Raw genomic sequence first — 17,682 nt, 5'->3', positions numbered from 1 at the left:
CTGGCTACAACGCCAATGACGTTGGATTAAATTATTTAGAACTTACGGATTTTTAATCTCATCCGATAACACTAAATTACGGCGAATAGTTGCCGACGAACAGGTAAATAGTCTTAATTACTGGTGAAGCATGCCATGTTTCTGACAACTGGCGTTATTTCAGCCGTCGATCATCGAATTGGCTGCAAGGTGTTGCCGACCTTGAGTGGCAATATGTCGCCTGGTGGACATTTTTGCCATCGCAGCAGAACCGCACGTACTCTTTAGCCATTTTCCCCATACCCTCACCAGCCAAGGACTCCGAGAATAGATCAACGCTGTAAAACAGGACAATCCCATGCTTAAGCAATTGAAAGAACAGGTTCTCGAAGCCAATCTGGCCCTGCCGCGTCACAATCTGGTGACCTTTACCTGGGGCAATGTCAGCGCTGTTGATCGCCAGCAAGGTCTGATGGTGATCAAACCCTCCGGCGTTGAATACCAGCATATGGGGCTGGAGGATATGGTGGTGGTGGAACTGGAAACCGGCAGAGTGGTGGAAGGGAGCAAAAAACCATCATCAGACACCGATACCCATCGCGTGCTGTACCTTAATTTTGCCGAAGTGGGCGGGATTGTGCATACCCATTCCCGCCATGCCACCATCTGGGCGCAGGCCGGCCTGGATATCCCGGCCTGGGGTACCACCCATGCCGATTACTTTTATGGTGCCATTCCTTGCACCCGTAAAATGACCGAGCAGGAAATTACCGATCGCTATGAATGGCAAACCGGTGAGGTGATCGTTGAAACCTTTATCGAACGTCAGCTGAAGCCAGATGCCATTCCGGCGGTGCTGGTGCACTCGCATGGTCCTTTTGCCTGGGGCAAAGATGCTGAAACGGCGGTGCACAATGCGGTGGTGCTGGAAGAGATTGCCTATATGGGAATATTCTCCCGACAATTAACGCCAAATCTGGAAACTATGCAGCAGGTTCTGCTCGATAAACACTATCTGCGCAAGCATGGTAAGACTGCTTATTACGGACAATAAATTTTTGACCGCCAACGCATGAATAAAATCTAATCATCTCTTTGTTCTTAATAAAGAAATACCCTCGATAGGCGCCATTGTTGCGCCGTGAACTCACCCGCATCGCCTGGCATGCGGGTTTTTTTTGTCCTCATCACAGAATAGAAACAGTAGATCTTAAAAATAGAAACAGCGTTTCATTTATATGTGGTTGATCACTTTTATCCTGTAAAGAAATGGTTAACTTAGCGTTCATCAGCGATGAGATTGTCGCTTTTCGGCCGTGAAATCGGCGAGTAAACCTCTATTGATGCTCTACAGACCAGGTGGGTACAACATGCAAATTAAACGCGCAATTGAAAAAATCCCCGGTGGGATGATGCTGGTACCGCTTTTTATTGGTGCGATCTGTCACACCTTTGCGCCGGATGCCGGCAAATATTTTGGCTCCTTTAGTAACGGCCTGATTTCCGGCACCGTGCCGATTCTTGCGGTGTGGTTTTTCTGTATGGGGGCGTCCATTAAGTTAAGCGCTACCGGCACCGTTTTACGTAAGTCAGGAACGCTGGTGATCACCAAAATCGCCGTTGCCTGGGTCGTGGCCGCGTTGGCATCACGGTTTATCCCGCAACATGGTGTAGAAATCGGTTTCTTTGCCGGAGTCTCGACGCTGGCGCTGGTGGCCTCGATGGATATGACCAACGGCGGTTTGTATGCCTCGATCATGCAACAATATGGCACCAAAGAAGAGGCAGGGGCCTTTGTGCTGATGTCTCTGGAATCGGGTCCGCTAATGACCATGATCATCTTGGGCACCGCCGGTATTGCCTCTTTCGAACCTCATGTCTTTGTCGGTGCGGTGCTGCCATTCCTGGTGGGTTTTGCGTTGGGTAATCTCGACCCCGAACTGCGTGAGTTCTTTGGCAAAGCGGTGCAGACGCTGATCCCATTTTTTGCTTTTGCCCTGGGCAATACCATTAACCTGAGCGTGATTGCACAAACCGGTGCCCTGGGCGTGCTGCTGGGGGTAGCGGTGATTATTGTTACCGGTATCCCGCTGATTTTGGCCGATAAGTTTATTGGCGGCGGCGACGGTACTGCCGGGTTGGCAGCCTCAAGCTCAGCCGGTGCTGCGGTGGCAACGCCAGTGCTGATTGCCGAAATGGTGCCAGAGTTTAAAGCGGTAGCACCTGCTGCCACGGCCCTGGTGGCCACCTCGGTGATTGTCACTTCAATATTGGTACCGATCCTGACCGCCATGTGGTCGCGTCGGATCAAGAACCGCGCAATTCGTGGCAAAGTGAATATTGAGGACCAAATGGCACGCATCAAATAACGTTGCTGCCGGTTAAGCGGGTAAATTCGTCAGCGGATTTACCCTTTTTTATATCTGATGCATCAGGATGTGCAGGGGTGTTGCCCCGCCACCAACAGGCGGTGGGGCAAGGGAGGAGGGGTTAGCAGGGACATTTCCCCAGTTTGCCCGCTTCGCTGGGAAAGCGGGCATTGAGGCAGTAGCGGTGAAACTCTTTCTCGGTCATTGGTGGTTGCTGCGGATGATGCAACTGCATATGACGCACATAAGTCGGGTAATCCTGAACGCCGACCATCAAACGACAACTCTGAGCGATGCCTTTGGCAATATAGATTAGCCACTGACGCAGACCCACAGGTCGCTGGGTTACGCTAAACAGCGGATGGCAGCGCAGAATAGTGAATGTTGCGGGTGTTACCCCACGATAGGGCAAACCGTATTCAGACATGACGGGCCTCCCGAGATGCCAGAGGACTGGTTTCATGCATCGTAGGCTTCGGCGATTTTAACGCCCGGCGGATCACAAAACAGGCTGAAACCAGCATGGTTACGGCCACCAACATAAAGAAGCCACAGAGTGCCGCATTGATCTGATTGTTGATGACAATAGTGTGCATATCAGCCAGCGTTTTCGCTGGTTTAATGATTTCACCGCTGTCGATCCCCGCTGAGAATTTTTTCGCCTGGGCCAGAAAACCAATAGAGGGTTTCTCATGGAAAATCTTTTGCCAGCCAGCAGTCATTGAGGTGATAAACAGCCAGGCAGTCGGCAACATAGTCACCCAGGCATAGCGCTGTTTCTTCATTTTAAACAGCACCACAGTGCCGAGGATCAGCGCCATCGAAGCCAGCATCTGGTTACCGATACCGAACAGCGGCCACAGGGTATTGATACCGCCAAGGGGATCGACGACTCCCTGATAAACAAAGAAGCCCCAACCGGCAACGGCGACACCCGTACCGGCAAAGGTACCGATCCACGAACGGTTACTGGCCAGTGACGGGATAACTACCCCCACCAGATCCTGCACCATAAAACGACAGGCACGGGTACCGGCATCTACCGCCGTCAGAATAAACATTGCTTCAAATAAAATGGCAAAGTGATACCAAAAAGCCATCAGCGCCCGGCTGTTAAAGACGTCGCTGATAATATGCGCCATACCAACCGCAAAGGTCGGTGCTCCCCCGGCGCGGGATAAGATGGAATGTTCGCCAACATCTTTGGCAATCATCAGCAGCGTATCGGGGGTAACCACAAATCCCCAGCTGTTGATCGCCAGCGACGCGCTTTCTACTGTGCTACCAATCAGTGCCGCCGGTGAGTTCATGGCAAAATAGACGCCAGGGTCAATTACCGAAGCACAAATCAACGCCATAATGGCGACAAAAGATTCCATCAGCATGGCACCGTAACCGATAAAGCGGATATGGCTCTCTTTTTCGATCAGTTTTGGGGTCGTACCGCTGGCGACCAGCGCATGGAAGCCCGAAATCGAGCCGCAGGCGATGGTAATAAACAGGAACGGAAACAGGCTACCGGAGAAAACCGGACCGCTACCATCAATAAAACGTGTAACCGCCGGCATTTTCATTTCCGGCATGGCGAAAACAATCCCCACCGCCAGACCCAAAATGACGCCGATTTTCAAAAAGGTCGACAGATAGTCGCGCGGTGCCAGCAGTAACCACACCGGTAATACCGAAGCGACAAAGCCGTAAATTACCAATACCCAGGTCAACGTGGTGCCATGTAAGGTAAAAAACGGCCCCCAATAGGGGTCGGCAGCAATATTGCCACCATAAATAATTGCCAGCATCATCAGCACAAAACCGATCAGCGAGACTTCGGCAATTTTCCCAGGACGCAAGAAGCGCATGTAAATCCCCATAAACAGCGCAATGGGGATGGTGGTGGCGATGGTAAATAATCCCCATGGGCTGTCGGCCAGTGCTTTAACCACCACCAGCGCCAGCGCCGAAAGGATAATAATCATCACCCCCAGAGCTCCGAGCATGGTGACTACACCGGCAAAATTACCCAGTTCCTGCTTGGCCATCTCACCCAGCGAACGACCATCGCGGCGGGTTGAGATAAACAGGATCAGAAAATCCTGCACCGCACCGGCGAGCATAACGCCCACCAGGATCCAGATGGTGCCCGGTAAAAAGCCCATCTGTGCAGCGAGTATTGGCCCTACCAGTGGGCCGGCACCGGCAATAGCTGCAAAATGGTGACCAAACAGCACCCATTTATTGGTTGGCACATAGTCCAGACCATCATTTTTACGCAAAGCAGGGGTGGTGCGGCGGTCGTCGAGACCAAAGACTTTTTCCGCAATAAACAGACTATAAAAACGATAAGCGATGCTGTAGCAGGCGATCGCTGCTATCACCAACCACACTGCGTTTACATGTTCGCCGCGGCTAAGTGCCAGCATACCAAATGCCAAGGCCCCCACTAACGCCACTAGCAGCCAGATAATTCCGGACTTGACGTTTGTCATGATTAACAGCTCCTTCAATGTGTGACCTTTTCGGCCACTACGGTTTAGATTTAAGTAGGTTTAGAAACAGAGATCATCATTTTCTTTCAGAGGTAACTTATTGCCGACATTGAAGATTACAGCTCAAAAACGCCGGTTTCACCGCGATATGCTGCAACGGAAAAGCAGAAATGTGATCCAGACAGGATCCCGCAGGTATCCAGATAATGGCTTTGCATAAAGGTGGGGGCTAACAGAGGTAATAAGGGAGATAGCGGTCGAGCGGGGGACAAAAAAAAACCGGCCAGAGTGGCCGGTTTCAGACTGCTGACAAAGTCCGTTATTAGGGAGAGTGCACCGTTGGGGTCGTAGCGGGCTTGCCCGCCGGAGCGCCCCTAGGTGTGCTATGCCCGAGTATCTCGATCATCAAGACGACTTTGTCATCAAGCTCAAACCGGCCAGAGTGGCCGGTTGGTCATGTTATTTCACGTGGGTTCAGGCAGCAGGCTTCGCTTCGTCTGCTTTATGATGGCGAGGTTCGGCCATTTTTTCTGCACGTTTCTGATAGTTTTCGTTAAATTGTTTCTTCTGCTCTGGGGTCAGCAGGTTATACATTTTGTTCTCGACTTTGGCGCGTTCCAGCATACGGGCTGATTGTGCCTGGGTAATTTGGTCGATTTGGCTCTTCACCTTAGCTTCATCGAAACTGTCGTTGGCGACCAGGCCATGCAGCGTATCCATCTGTTTTTTCATTTCGCCACGATCGAAACGAGGTCCGGAATCTTTCATCAACGCTTTCATTTGGGTGCGTTGTTGCTCAGTGAGATTTAGTTCGGCAAACGGGTTGCCATGGTGAGGGCCTTTATGGTCCATCATCTTGCCATGAGACTGCATCGGTGCATCAGTCGCAGGTGTGGTTTCGGCGGCAAAGGCAAAAGAAGCCGAGCTCAGAGCCAGAGTGGATGCCAAAACCATTGCGGTAACTTTGCGCATAATGTAAATCCTCATTGTTCTGTTATAGCCAGATTCTCTCTAGGCTGCTTGTTCAGCAGGGGATTAGCCTGTCTGACTTGACGAAATACAGTCTAACGCACGGAATGAATAGTAGTGCGAGTTAGTGTAAAAGTGTGAAAGCAGAAATGTCATATTTTGCGCAATGATGGAGAAAATGTTCGGAAAGTGTAAGGGGGGGCGGCAAGGTTGCTGAAAAATAAGCCGGATTTTTTGGCCGCAGGCTGTAGACAAGAACCTTCACCCTCTGCCAGGGAGGAAATCTTCACTGTCACCGTGGTGGTTATGTTGCCGAGTCGTTAAGCCGCGTGAAAACGTGTAATCTTGTCATTTGGCGGATCCTGACTATAACAGTAAGCGACAAACTTATGACCGTAACGCGTTATCAACAGCTGGCGCAGACCCTGCGTCGTCAAATCGATGCCCAGGTGTGGCTACCGGGGGATAAACTGCCTTCGCTGCGCGAGAGTTGTAAACAGTCGGGACTGAGTCTGATGACCGTGCTGCAAGCCTATCAACTTCTGGAAAGTCAGGGCATCCTCTTTGCCCGTCCCCAGTCGGGTTACTATGTTGCGCCGCGCCAGCCGGTGGCTGCCCCCAATGCCCTGCATACGCTGCACGCGGCGGAACAGATTGACGTTAATGACGCCATTTTCGATATCCTGAAAGCCGGACAGGATCCGCATATCGTGCCTTTTGGCTCGGCGTTTCCCGACCCAACACTATTTCCGCAGCCGCGACTGGCACGTTCTCTGGCCAGCGCAGTTCGCCGCATGTCACCGCATAGCGCCATTGCCAATTTACCTCCGGGGAATGAAGAACTGCGCCGCAATATTGCCCAGCGTTATGCCCAGCAGGGCATTGAGGTAACGCCGGATGAGATTGTGATTACTTCCGGAGCGATGGAGTCGCTGGGGCTGAGTCTGCAGGTTGTTACCCAGCCCGGAGACTGGGTCGCCATAGAGTCACCGGCGTTTTATGGTGTATTGCAGGCCATTGAACGACGCAAGCTTAAAGCCGTAGCCATCCCGATGGATAGCCAACAGGGCATGGATTTGGATGCCCTGGAACAGGCGTTGCACACCTATCCCATTAAAGCCTGCTGGCTGATGTCCAACTTTCAAAATCCGCTGGGTTGCACGATGAGTGTGCAAAAGAAACAGCGTCTGGTCTCTATTCTACAGGCGCACCAGGTGGTGCTGATTGAAGACGACGTTTACGCCGAGCTCTATTTCAATGGCGAAAGACCGCTGCCGCTAAAAATGTCCTTATACCGGCAACAGATCCTGCACTGCTCGTCTTTTTCCAAGTGCCTGGCACCCGGTTTTCGCGTGGGGTGGGTCGCTGCGGGAAAGTATGCCGAACGCATACAGCGTTTGCAGTTAATGAGTACCCTGTCGGCCAGCGTGCCTATGCAGCTGGCGCTCGCCGACTTCCTGCATCAGGGCGGCTACGATCAGCATTTGCGCCGCCTGCGTCGCCAGCTTGAGCTGCGGCAAATTGTGATGCGCAATGCGATTATTAACACCTTCCCGGCGGGAACCACGGTCAGCCAGCCAGAGGGTGGCTATTTTCTATGGCTAGATCTCGGCGAAGGCGTCTCTGCGGCCAAAATCTATCAACAGGCGTTAGCTCAGGGCATTAGCGTGGCACCCGGCACCATGTTCGCGGTGGAAGAGCGTTATCTGCACTGTCTGCGCCTGAACACGTCTTATGTCTGGGATGCGCGGGCAGAAAAGGCGCTGAAGACACTGGCCGAGCTGGTGATGGCAGAAAAAACTGCCAACAGCCGCCAATAAGTTGCTGTGCCAGCTCCAGGACATCCATCCCCGCGATCCGCTTTTATTGCCTTTGTCGACTCGGCTGTTTAGGAAAATAAAAAGCAACGGTTGTGGTCATATATTTTCTCAAAATAACCCAATTTCAAATAAGGTTTCAGAGGAAAAGATTTAATTCCATGCACTTATTTGGTGCTATTGCGCCCTTAAAGGGTGCGTTACTTATTTGTCACCTGCTGACTATTGGCGAGAGATCACAGTTACAGGAGAAAAATTAAAAATATTTACGCTGCATAGCCATGCTTTCAGAATAATGATGGCAAAGGAGTTTTTCATAAATATTCAGTTTTTATGCAATCAAAGTGAATAGTAACGAGTTTTAACTTATTGTTTTTTCGTTCATGCACCGTTTCTATTCATTTTCCCGCTTTGCTGGCACGATGTCTGCAATCTATTATCACTATAGCAAGTAGGCCGTTTGCTGCTTTTTGAGTAACGTGGCTGGTAATCTGGTGAGTGGCTATTTTACCTGTTTTTTCTGCCCGTTATTTGTGCAAGTAAATTTTTGGCATAACGGCATTAATCAAAAAAATGTATTTCTTCCCTCTGCGCAGAGGGGAAGGGAGCCTGCACCCCTAATTCAGCAAATTAAAAGTCAAATGTCGGTCAAATAGCTGACTTGACGTCAATGAAAATAATGATGAGGTTGATATGGAACAGCTTGTAACCCGCCAACAATTTAATGACTGGATGGTACCGGTATACGCCCCCGCCGATTTTATTCCGGTACATGGTGCCGGTTCGTGGTTATGGGATCAGGCAGGCAAAGATTACGTCGACTTTGCCGGAGGGATTGCCGTTAATGCACTTGGACATCGTCATCCACAGATTTTACAGGCGCTGATTGAGCAGGCGAATAAAGTCTGGCATCTGGGTAATGGTTATACCAATGAACCTGTACTGCATCTGGCAAAAAAACTGATTGATGCCACCTTTGCCGATAAGGCGTTTTTCTGTAACTCGGGGGCCGAGGCCAACGAAGCCGCCCTCAAGCTGGCCCGCCTGGTTGGTCACAGTAAGCAGCCCGATCAGAAAAACGAAATTATCGCCTTCAATAATGCCTTCCACGGCCGCACGCTGTTTACCGTCAGCGCTGGCGGGCAACCTAAATATTCGCAGGATTTTGCCCCGCTACCCCAGGCGATCACCCATCTGCCATTCAATGATTTAGCCGCCGTTGCGCAGCATATTTCCGCGCGCACCTGTGCGGTGATCGTGGAACCCATCCAGGGAGAGGGGGGCGTGGTACCGGCGGATCCTGCCTTTCTGCAAGGTCTGCGCGAGCTTTGTGACCAGCATGATGCCGTACTGATTTTTGATGAAGTGCAGACTGGCGTCGGCCGCACCGGCGAGTTGTATGCCTATCAGGCTTACGGCGTGGTGCCGGATATTCTTACCACCGCCAAAGCCCTCGGCGGCGGTTTCCCGATCGGTGCCATGCTCACTATCGACCGTCTGGCCAGCCATTTCCAACCGGGTACCCATGGCACTACTTACGGTGGTAATCCGCTGGCAACGGCGGTAGCGGGCAAAGTGTTGGACCTGATTAACACCCCGCAGGTATTGCAGGGGGTCACACTGCGCCACCAATGGTTTATCGACCGTCTTAATAAGATCAACGATCAGTATCAGGTATTTTCCGAGATCCGTGGTAAGGGGTTGCTGCTAGGCGCGGTGATGGCTGCACGTTTTGCCGGTCAGGCCAAACAACTGAACCAACTGGCGGCGCAAGAGGGGTTGATTGCTCTGATTGCCGGACCGGATGTACTGCGTTTTGCCCCGTCGCTGATTATCCCGGAGACGGATGTTGAGGAAGGTCTCAATCGCCTGGAGCGAGCCGTTCAACGGCTGGTGAGGTAATAATCATGATGTTGATACGTCCTGTGCGGCTCGGCGATCTCGCCGATATACTGCAGTTGTCAGGCAAAACGGGTATCGGTTTAACCTCGTTGCCAAAAGATGAAGTCCATCTGCGCGAGCGCATCCAGCGTTCTATCGATACCTGGCAGGGGTTGCGTGATAAATCCGAGCAAGGCTACCTGTTTGTGTTGGAAGATCTTCTCGCACAGCAAGTGGTCGGCGTTAGCGCCCTTGAGGTTGGCGTCGGACTCAGCGAACCCTGGTATAACTTCCGCCTGGGGACCCTGGTGCATGCCTCAAAAAGCCTGAATATCTATAAGCCGGTCCCGACGCTGTTTTTAAGCAACGACCACACTGGCTATAGCGAACTCTGTACGCTGTTTCTCGATCCGACTTATCGCCACGGTAAAAATGGACAGCTATTATCCAAAGCCCGTTTTCTGTTTATGGCAGCGTTTCGTGACAAATTTGCTCATAAGGTGATTGCCGAAATGCGCGGGGTCTCCGACGACAGCGGCCATTCGCCGTTCTGGAACAGCCTGGGTCATCATTTTTTTGGTATGGAGTTTGCCGAAGCCGATCGTCTTACCGGTATGGGGCAGAAATCCTTTATCGCCGAGCTGATGCCCAAGCATCCACTGTATACCGATCTGCTTAGCACCGAGGCCCGTGAGGTGATTGGTCAGGTACACCCACAGACCGCGCCAGCCCGCGCCTTGCTGGAAAGTGAAGGACTAAGTTATCAGGGCTATGTCGATATTTTTGACGGCGGCCCGACGTTGGAAGGTGAAATCAACCAGTTGCGCGCGGTGAAAGAGAGCCAACTTTTGCCTGCCATTATCGCCAGTGGCGAAGCAATGACCGATCAAACCTATTATCTGGTGAGCAATGAAAACTACGGCGCCTTCCGTGCTCTGTTGGTTACTGGCCCGCAAGATATGGCGCAATTGACCCTCGATCCCCTTAGCGCCGAGGCGCTGGGTGTTATCGCCGGCGATATTCTGCGCGCCGTGCCGCTGTTTAACACAGCCACTGCTGCAGACACCTCCACCCGACAATTATCACAAGCGAGTGAATCATGACCCATCCAGCACTTTTTATTCAAGGACAATGGCGCAGCGGACAGGGCGTGCTGCTGGAAAAATGTAATCCGGTGAGCCATGAACTGCTCTGGTCGGCGCTTAGCGCCAGCCCGCAAGACGTGGATGCCGCCTGTCAGGCGGCGCGTGATGCATTTCCTGATTGGGCGCGCACTCCGTATGCCCGGCGGGTGGAGACTATTCAACGTTTTGCCGCGCTGCTGACCGAGAACAAAATCCAGCTGGCGCAGACCATCAGTCAGGAAACCAGCAAGCCGCGCTGGGAGACGCTGACCGAAGTCCAGGCGATGATCGGCAAAATCGCCATCTCGCTGGAGGCCCAGCAGCAGCGCACTGGCGAAAAACATACGCCGATGCCCGAGGGAGAAGCGGTGCTGCGCCATCGTCCCCATGGCGTTCTGGCGGTATTTGGTCCTTATAATTTTCCGGGACATCTGCCCAATGGCCATATTGTTCCGGCACTGCTGGCTGGTAATACTCTGGTGTTTAAACCCAGCGAACTGACTCCGGCCACCGCCGAAGCTACGCTCAAGCTTTGGCAACAGGCCGGACTGCCAGCGGGCGTGCTTAATCTGGTGCAGGGCGGTCGCAGCACCGGTGAGGCCCTGGCGGCGTCACCGGTGCTTGACGGCTTGCTGTTTACCGGCAGCGCTGGCACGGGCTATCAGTTGCATCGTCAACTGGCGGGACAACCAGAAAAAATTCTTGCCCTGGAAATGGGCGGTAATAATGCATTGATTGTTGAACCTGTTGCCGATATTGATGCTGCCGTCAATCTGACCATTCAGTCTGCCTTTATTTCTGCCGGTCAACGTTGCACCTGCGCCCGACGTTTGCTGGTCAAACAGGGACCCGCGGGCGATGCCTTTTTGCAACGTCTGGTGGAGGTCACCGCTGCGCTGCGGGTGGGGGCCTGGGATGATGAGCCTCAACCATTTATTGGTGGCGTGATTTCCGATACTGCCGCGCGCAACCTGCTCAGTGCCCAGCAACAGTTGCTGGCGTTAGGCGGACAGCCACTGCTGAAAATGACCCGTCCCAATCTGACCAGCACCTTACTGACCCCAGGTATTATCGATTTGACGGATGTAGCGGGGGTGCCGGACGAAGAGCATTTCGGTCCGCTGTTAAGCGTGCTGCGCTACCAGGATTTTGACCAGGCCATTGCGCTTGCCAACCAGACGCGATTTGGTCTGGCAACCGGGCTTATCTCCGAACAACGTTCGCAGTTTGATCGTCTGCTGCTGGAAGCCAGAGCGGGGATCGTCAACTGGAACAAGCCGCTGACTGGCGCGTCGAGCAATGCTCCCTTTGGGGGTATTGGTGCTTCCGGCAACCATCGCCCCAGCGCCTATTATGCGGCGGATTATTGTGCCTGGCCGATGGCCTCGCTGGAGAGCGATCGTCTGGAATTGCCCGCCGTGCTGTCGCCGGGAATTGCCTTTGAACAGCAGAAGTAACGGCGTGAACCGTTAAGGAAAATAGCATGTCTGGATATGAAGCGAATTTTGATGGCCTGGTTGGTTTGACTCATCATTACGCCGGTCTGTCTTTTGGTAATGAAGCCTCGACCCGCAATCAGCGCGCTGTCGCCAATCCCAGGCTGGCTGCCAAACAGGGCTTGCTGAAAATGCACCAGTTGGCTGCGCTCGGTTTTAAACAGGGCGTATTGCCGCCACATGAGCGGCCTCATCTGGCCACACTGCGGCAAATGGGATTCCACGGTGGCGATGCGGCGGTGCTGGCGCAGGCTAATGCCTATTCGCCGCATTTGTTGTCGACGCTGAGTTCTGCCTCGGCCATGTGGGTGGCCAATGCCGCCACGGTTTCTCCTTCGGCGGACAGCGCCGACGGGCGGGTGCATTTCACCGTGGCCAATCTCAATAACAAATTTCATCGGGCAATTGAAGCCCCGACCACCAGTGCCATCCTGCGCGCTACTTTTGCCGATCGGCAACACTTTGTACACCATGCGGCACTGCCGCAGGTTGCCAGCCTGGGGGATGAAGGGGCGGCCAACCATAACCGTTTTTGTGCTGCCTATGATCGCCCCGGCGTGCAGCTATTTGTCTATGGCCGCGAGGGTTTGACCGCTGGTGAGCATGAACCGGTTCGCTACCCGGCGCGGCAAACGCGCCTGGCCAGTGAGGCGGTGGCGCGTTTACATCAACTTGATGCCACTCGTACGCTGTTTGTTCAGCAAAACCCCGAGGCTATCGACCGCGGCGTTTTTCATAATGATGTGATTGCCGTCAGTAACGGTCCGGTGTTGTTTCATCATCAGCAGGCTTTTGTTAATCAGGCGGCAGTATTTGACGATCTTCGTCGCAAACTGGCCGATCTGGAGTGTGAATTTCAGCCGATAGAAGTACCCCAGTCTCGGGTCTCTCTCGATGATGCTGTTGCAACCTATCTGTTTAACAGCCAGCTATTAAGTCGCACCGACGGCAAGATGACCATTGTGGTACCGGAAGAGTCACGTCAGCACGCGGCAGTCTGGCACTATCTGGAGGAGCTGCGCGACAGCGGGGGACCGATCGATGAGATAGCGGTTTTCGATCTGCGCGAAAGTATGCGCAACGGCGGTGGCCCGGCCTGCCTGCGTTTGCGCGTGGCGTTAAATGAACAGGAATTGTCGGCGGTGAATCAGGCGTCATTAATGGATGACAAGCTGTTTAGACGTTTAAATCTCTGGGTCGACAAACATTATCGTGATCGCATGCAGCAAGAAGATTTAGCCGATCCGCAACTGTTGATCGAAGTCCGGCAGGCATTGGATGAGTTGACGCAGATCCTGCAACTGGGTTCTGTCTACCCGTTCCAGCAATAGCCGAAAACAAGGAGCCTGTGCATGTTTGATCTCTTGACACTTACTCTGGCGGCGACGCCACCTCCGCTGCCTTCGGGACAGACGGCCACTATTGACTGGCAGTGGTTGGCCGAAGGGGTACTGGAACTATCCCCGCGTCACCCCTGCGATAGCGCGGTGGTGATTTCTGCCGGCATCCATGGCAACGAAACCGCCCCCATTGAGTTGCTCAATCAATTGGTTAGTGAGCTGCTTGCCGGTGCACGTCCGCTGAATGTCCGTTTGCTGGTGGTGCTGGGTAACCCGCCAGCGATGCGCAGCAATCAGCGTTATGTGCATGCCGATATGAACCGCATGTTTGGTGGTCGTCATGCCCGCTTTAGCGACAGCGATGAAACCCGGCGGGCGCAGCAGTTGGAACAGCTATTGGCGCAGTTCTACCGCACTGCCACTGCCGCCGGTGCCACGCAGCGTCTGCATTACGATCTGCATACCGCCATTCGCGGCTCCAGGCATTTGCGCTTTGGTCTACTGCCCTGGCAATCTCGTCCGCATGCCCGGTCGATGTTGCAATGGCTGGAGCAAGCGGGGCTTGATGCGCTGGTTTATCATCGTTCTCCCGGCGGCACCTTTACCCATTTTAGCAGCGAGGTGTTTACCGCCGACAGTTGCACGTTGGAACTGGGTAAAGCACGTCCTTTTGGCGACAATGATTTGCAGCAGTTTAGTCAGATACGGCAGGCGCTGGAGGCGCTGGTCAGTGATTTGCCTGCTCCGGCGAGAGAAGGGCCACCGCTGAAGCACTACCGGGTGGTACAGGAGCTGATACGTGAGCATCAAGACTTTATCCTGCATATTCCGGCTGATGCGTTAAATTTTACCCCTTATCCGCAAGGTTATGTGCTGGCCGAGCAGAACGGCAAGATTTACCGGGTAGAGCAGGCGGAGGAAGTGATCTTGTTTCCGAATCCCAATGTGGCTATCGGGTTGCGGGCGGGGTTGTTATTAGAGTTTTGTTTTTAATTGCAAATTTTGCTTTTAAATTCAAGATCAAGGTCAACTGCATTCGCTACGCTCACTGGGCGGCGGCCCAGACCGCCCAAAGGAGGCGAAGGCGCGCCTCCTTTGGAATCCTGCGCCTTGTCCAAATTGAACAGTGTCGTGCCCTCGGTTGTAGTTCTTTCCAGTGACCCCGGCGCGTGGCCTAAACCACGCCGCTTCGCGGTCCCTTCACTCGGTCGCGAGCCAAAAGCGTCTCGCTCCACGTCGTTCAGCGTAGGTTTTGAATCGGCCAGGAGACATTTACTGCAAAACCGGCAACATTAAAGGTCAACGGCGAAAGATAAAAAGATAAAAAGACGAAAAATCTTTGTCTGAAACGGTACGGTGTAGATAGTTTGCTGGCACATTCAGAGACGGCGCCGCGCGAAGCGGAGGGAGACGTTTTTGGCTCCCGACCGAGCAAGGGGACTGCGCAGCAGCGCGGCTCGTGCCACGCTGGGAGTCGCTGGAACATAGCCGGTAATAGGCAGCAGACGAATCAAAGACACCAAAAGGCCCAGGATTGTTAAGGAGCGGGCCAGCGCTCCTTAACTCGGTTCGGCACAGCGGGTTAAGTGGCCACTGCAATGATAAAACCGAAACAACTCCTCATAGCCAATTGGCTTTAAGACAACAATTGCCATTTAAGACATGCTTGCTGGCACATTCAGAGACGGCGCCGCGCGAAGCGGAGGGAGACGTTTTTGGCTCCCGACCGAGCAAGGGGACTGCGTAGCAGCGCGGCTCGTGCCACGCTGGGAGTGACTGGAACATAGCCGGTAATAGGCAGAAGACGAATCAAAGACACCAAAAGGCCAAGGATTGTTAAGGAGCGGGCCAGCGCTCCTTAACTCGGTTCGGCACAGCGGGTTAAGTGGCCACCGCTATTATAAAACCGAAACAACTCCTCATAGCCAATTGGCTTTAAGACAACAATTGCCATTTAAGACATGCTTGCTGGCACATTCAGAGGCGGCGCCGCGCGAAGAGGAGGGAGACGCTTTTGGCTCCCGACCGAGCAAGGGGACTGCGCAGCAGCGCGGCTCGTGCCACGCTCGGAGTCACTGAAACATAGCCGGTAATAGGCAGCAGACGCATCCAAGACACCAAAAGGCCCAGGATTGTTAAGGAGCGGGCCAGCGCTCCTTAACTCGGTTCGGCACAGCGGGTTAAGTGACCACCGCTATTATAAAACCGAAACAACTCCTCATAGCCCATTGACTTTAAATCACAAATTGCCATTTAAGCCCAACCCGAAACAACTCCTCATAGCCCATTGACTTTAAAACACAAATTGCCATTTAAGCTAAAACCGAAACAATTCTGCTAAAGCCAATTGATTTAAAAAAAAGAAAATTGCCAGTTAAGCCCCCCTTATAAGGACGGCGGATAAATCCTGTGGTTATACACATAAATCACCGTATCCAGATATTGCAATTGCTCATCCGGTTTCCCCAATTGCTCTGTCACAGCATCCAGACAAGGCTGAAGTTCAGCACACTGCTCGGCGTTTCTGGCGGTGGTAAAGGCCACAAATTGCCGTCCTGGGGATTGTGCAATAAACGGGTCGCGCAGCCATGACTTCATGGTCTGTGAACGGATAGAACCAAAATCGATGCGATGCGTCTGCTGATCGAACAGAATCGAATTGATATGGATTTTACCTGCGGATAGCCAATTGACATTATTGGCGACCATCCAATAGCTGCCATAGCCAAAGCTCAGATTATGTTGCTGCAGAAAATCCATATATGACAGCGTTTCCTGCCTACGATCCGCCAAAGGCGGCTGGTCCTGCGTATAGGAATAGAGCGAAGAGGCGCAAAACAGCAACAACACCGCGATCAGTATCGGATTGCGCTGTAACGACAAACTCAGTACGCAAAGGGCAATGCCAAAGCTGGTGGCGTTAACAAAGAAACGGGCACTGGAATAATCCGCACTGTCATAGCTGATAATAAATGACGAGATGATCCCGGCTATGGTTAGCAGGCTGAAGAGGGCAAAAAAACGGGTTTCCCGCTGTTGTTTAACACAGATGAAAAAGGCGTAAATAATCAGTACTGCCCAGATGATAAAAGAAGTAATGGCAGTCAGGCTGTTATCGATAAAAAATAGATTCATACTGCGACCGACCAGCAGCAATACCCATTTGGCATTGGCAAGCCACATATCCATGGGCAGTAGTTCAAAGTGCTGAATCGGCCAATGCATCCAGCGGGGGATAGCATTATTCATCGCCAGTAAAAAGAAAACCCCATAAAGTATCGGGATTTTTTTCTCAATTACTTTTTGCCATGCATAATAGATCTGCACCAGCAATAGTGGCAGGAAGTAACATACTTTAAACCAAGGGTCCGAGACCGCCGCGAGCAGTGACAGCAGCGTAGCAATAGCAGCTAAACCAAAGGAGTTCTTTTTTAAATTGTATAAACATAAAGCAAAAACCAGGACACCAAAAAAATGGGTGGAATAATGAGAAAAGGGATGCGCCAGAAAGCCGTGTACATAAGAGTAGGCAGGAAGCAGCGTCAGGCACGCTGCCGCGAGCCACGCGCTGTTGCTATGTTTGATGTTATAGATAACCCCGGAGAGGATCAGCGCGGATAAGCCGACAAATAACGCTGTTGACAGTACCAGCGGCAGTTGGCCATCATTCCCGGTCAAGATAAAAAAGATAAAGTTAATCGGATAGACTGTGAAGTACCAGCTGTCAGGTGTGGGTTTCCAGTCGGTTAATACCGAAAAACCTTCACTTAGAAATCCGCGCCATACTAATGGACTGTTGGCGACGTCGGGTTCAAATGGAAAGTATCGTGAAGTTAAAAAATAGGCGACAGCTAAAACAATAACGGTGATCAAAGTAAGGGAAACAACTTTCGTTGTTGACAGATTTTTCACGTGCCGACAATCTCATCATATAAGCGGGTTCTGTTTATTGTTTGCGAATATCTTGGTTAAATCAATACTGGAGTGACTTTTTGTCTAATATTGGTTGGGTTTAAATGGCAATCTTTTATTTTAACTTTCATTTTAAGGTTAACTTCAGGGTCAGGGTCAAGGTCAAGGTCAAGGTCAAGGTCAAGGTCAAGGTCAACTGCATTCGCTACGCTCACTGGGCGGCGGCCCAGACCGCCCAAAGGAGGCGAAGGCGCGCCTCCTTTGGAATCCTGCGCCTTGTCCAAATTGAACAGTGTCGTGCCCTCGGTT

Annotated in this window: 13 protein-coding genes; 8 read left to right on the top strand and 5 right to left on the bottom strand. The window is 52.3% G+C overall.

The window, feature by feature from the left end; genetic code table 11:
- Positions 1-337: 337 nt before the first annotated feature.
- Together araD and kdgT are read left to right on the top strand one after the other, a co-directional pair.
- Complete coding sequence (gene araD, locus GW590_RS17785; protein WP_169404424.1) at positions 338-1,033, top strand: L-ribulose-5-phosphate 4-epimerase; 696 nt, start codon at positions 338-340, stop codon at positions 1,031-1,033.
- 316 nt (positions 1,034-1,349) lie between these two features.
- Positions 1,350-2,348 (top strand): 2-keto-3-deoxygluconate transporter, encoded by a 999-nt coding sequence (gene kdgT, locus GW590_RS17780; protein ID WP_169404423.1) that lies wholly within the window; start codon positions 1,350-1,352, stop codon positions 2,346-2,348.
- Between the two features lie 121 nt (positions 2,349-2,469).
- Here the strand turns inward: kdgT and GW590_RS17775 are convergent, their stop codons facing one another.
- The 3 genes from GW590_RS17775 to spy form a co-directional block, all read right to left on the bottom strand.
- Positions 2,470-2,775 carry a YbdD/YjiX family protein gene (locus GW590_RS17775; RefSeq protein ID WP_169404422.1) on the bottom strand — a complete coding sequence of 102 codons (306 nt, stop codon included), beginning with the start codon at positions 2,773-2,775 and terminating at the stop codon, positions 2,470-2,472.
- Positions 2,768-4,834, bottom strand: a complete 2,067-nt coding sequence (locus GW590_RS17770; RefSeq protein WP_169404421.1) for a carbon starvation CstA family protein — start codon at positions 4,832-4,834, stop codon at positions 2,768-2,770. Before GW590_RS17770 ends, GW590_RS17775 begins: the two co-directional genes overlap by 8 nt.
- 474 nt (positions 4,835-5,308) lie before the next feature.
- On the bottom strand, positions 5,309-5,806 hold the full coding sequence (gene spy, locus GW590_RS17765; RefSeq protein ID WP_169404420.1) for an ATP-independent periplasmic protein-refolding chaperone Spy: 498 nt from the start codon (positions 5,804-5,806) through the stop codon (positions 5,309-5,311).
- A gap of 386 nt (positions 5,807-6,192) precedes the next feature.
- On the opposite strand from spy, the gene GW590_RS17760 reads away from it, so the two are divergent.
- The 6 genes from GW590_RS17760 to astE all read left to right on the top strand — a co-directional run bounded on the left by GW590_RS17760 (position 6,193) and on the right by astE (position 14,454).
- Positions 6,193-7,623 (top strand): aminotransferase-like domain-containing protein, encoded by a 1,431-nt coding sequence (locus tag GW590_RS17760; protein ID WP_169404419.1) that lies wholly within the window; start codon positions 6,193-6,195, stop codon positions 7,621-7,623.
- 690 nt (positions 7,624-8,313) lie between these two features.
- Complete coding sequence (locus GW590_RS17755) at positions 8,314-9,522, top strand: aspartate aminotransferase family protein (RefSeq protein ID WP_169404418.1); 1,209 nt, start codon at positions 8,314-8,316, stop codon at positions 9,520-9,522.
- 5 nt (positions 9,523-9,527) lie between these two features.
- Positions 9,528-10,604: an arginine N-succinyltransferase gene (gene astA, locus GW590_RS17750; RefSeq protein WP_169404417.1), complete on the top strand. Its 1,077-nt coding sequence runs from the start codon at positions 9,528-9,530 to the stop codon at positions 10,602-10,604.
- Positions 10,601-12,082 carry a succinylglutamate-semialdehyde dehydrogenase gene (astD, locus tag GW590_RS17745; RefSeq protein WP_169404416.1) on the top strand — a complete coding sequence of 494 codons (1,482 nt, stop codon included), beginning with the start codon at positions 10,601-10,603 and terminating at the stop codon, positions 12,080-12,082. The genes astA and astD overlap by 4 nt, the downstream gene beginning before the upstream one ends.
- A 26-nt stretch (positions 12,083-12,108) precedes the next feature.
- Positions 12,109-13,452 (top strand): N-succinylarginine dihydrolase, encoded by a 1,344-nt coding sequence (gene astB, locus GW590_RS17740; RefSeq protein ID WP_169404415.1) that lies wholly within the window; start codon positions 12,109-12,111, stop codon positions 13,450-13,452.
- A 21-nt stretch (positions 13,453-13,473) separates the two neighbouring features.
- Entirely contained in the window at positions 13,474-14,454 is a 981-nt protein-coding gene (gene astE / locus GW590_RS17735; RefSeq protein ID WP_169404414.1) for a succinylglutamate desuccinylase, read from the top strand.
- 1,392 nt (positions 14,455-15,846) lie between these two features.
- Here astE and GW590_RS17730 read toward each other — a convergent pair.
- Together GW590_RS17730 and GW590_RS24220 are read right to left on the bottom strand one after the other, a co-directional pair.
- Positions 15,847-17,373 (bottom strand): hypothetical protein, encoded by a 1,527-nt coding sequence (locus GW590_RS17730; RefSeq protein WP_169404413.1) that lies wholly within the window; start codon positions 17,371-17,373, stop codon positions 15,847-15,849.
- Positions 17,374-17,429: 56 nt separating this feature from the next.
- Positions 17,430-17,682 (bottom strand): hypothetical protein (locus tag GW590_RS24220; RefSeq protein WP_211186823.1); only part of this gene is annotated, 253 nt, incomplete at its 5' end.

Source organism: Rouxiella aceris (genome assembly GCF_012933545.1).
Taxonomy (GTDB): domain Bacteria; phylum Pseudomonadota; class Gammaproteobacteria; order Enterobacterales; family Enterobacteriaceae; genus Rouxiella; species Rouxiella aceris.
The sequence above is the reverse complement of the archived record's forward strand: the minus strand, read 5'-3'. Positions and strand labels throughout refer to the sequence as shown.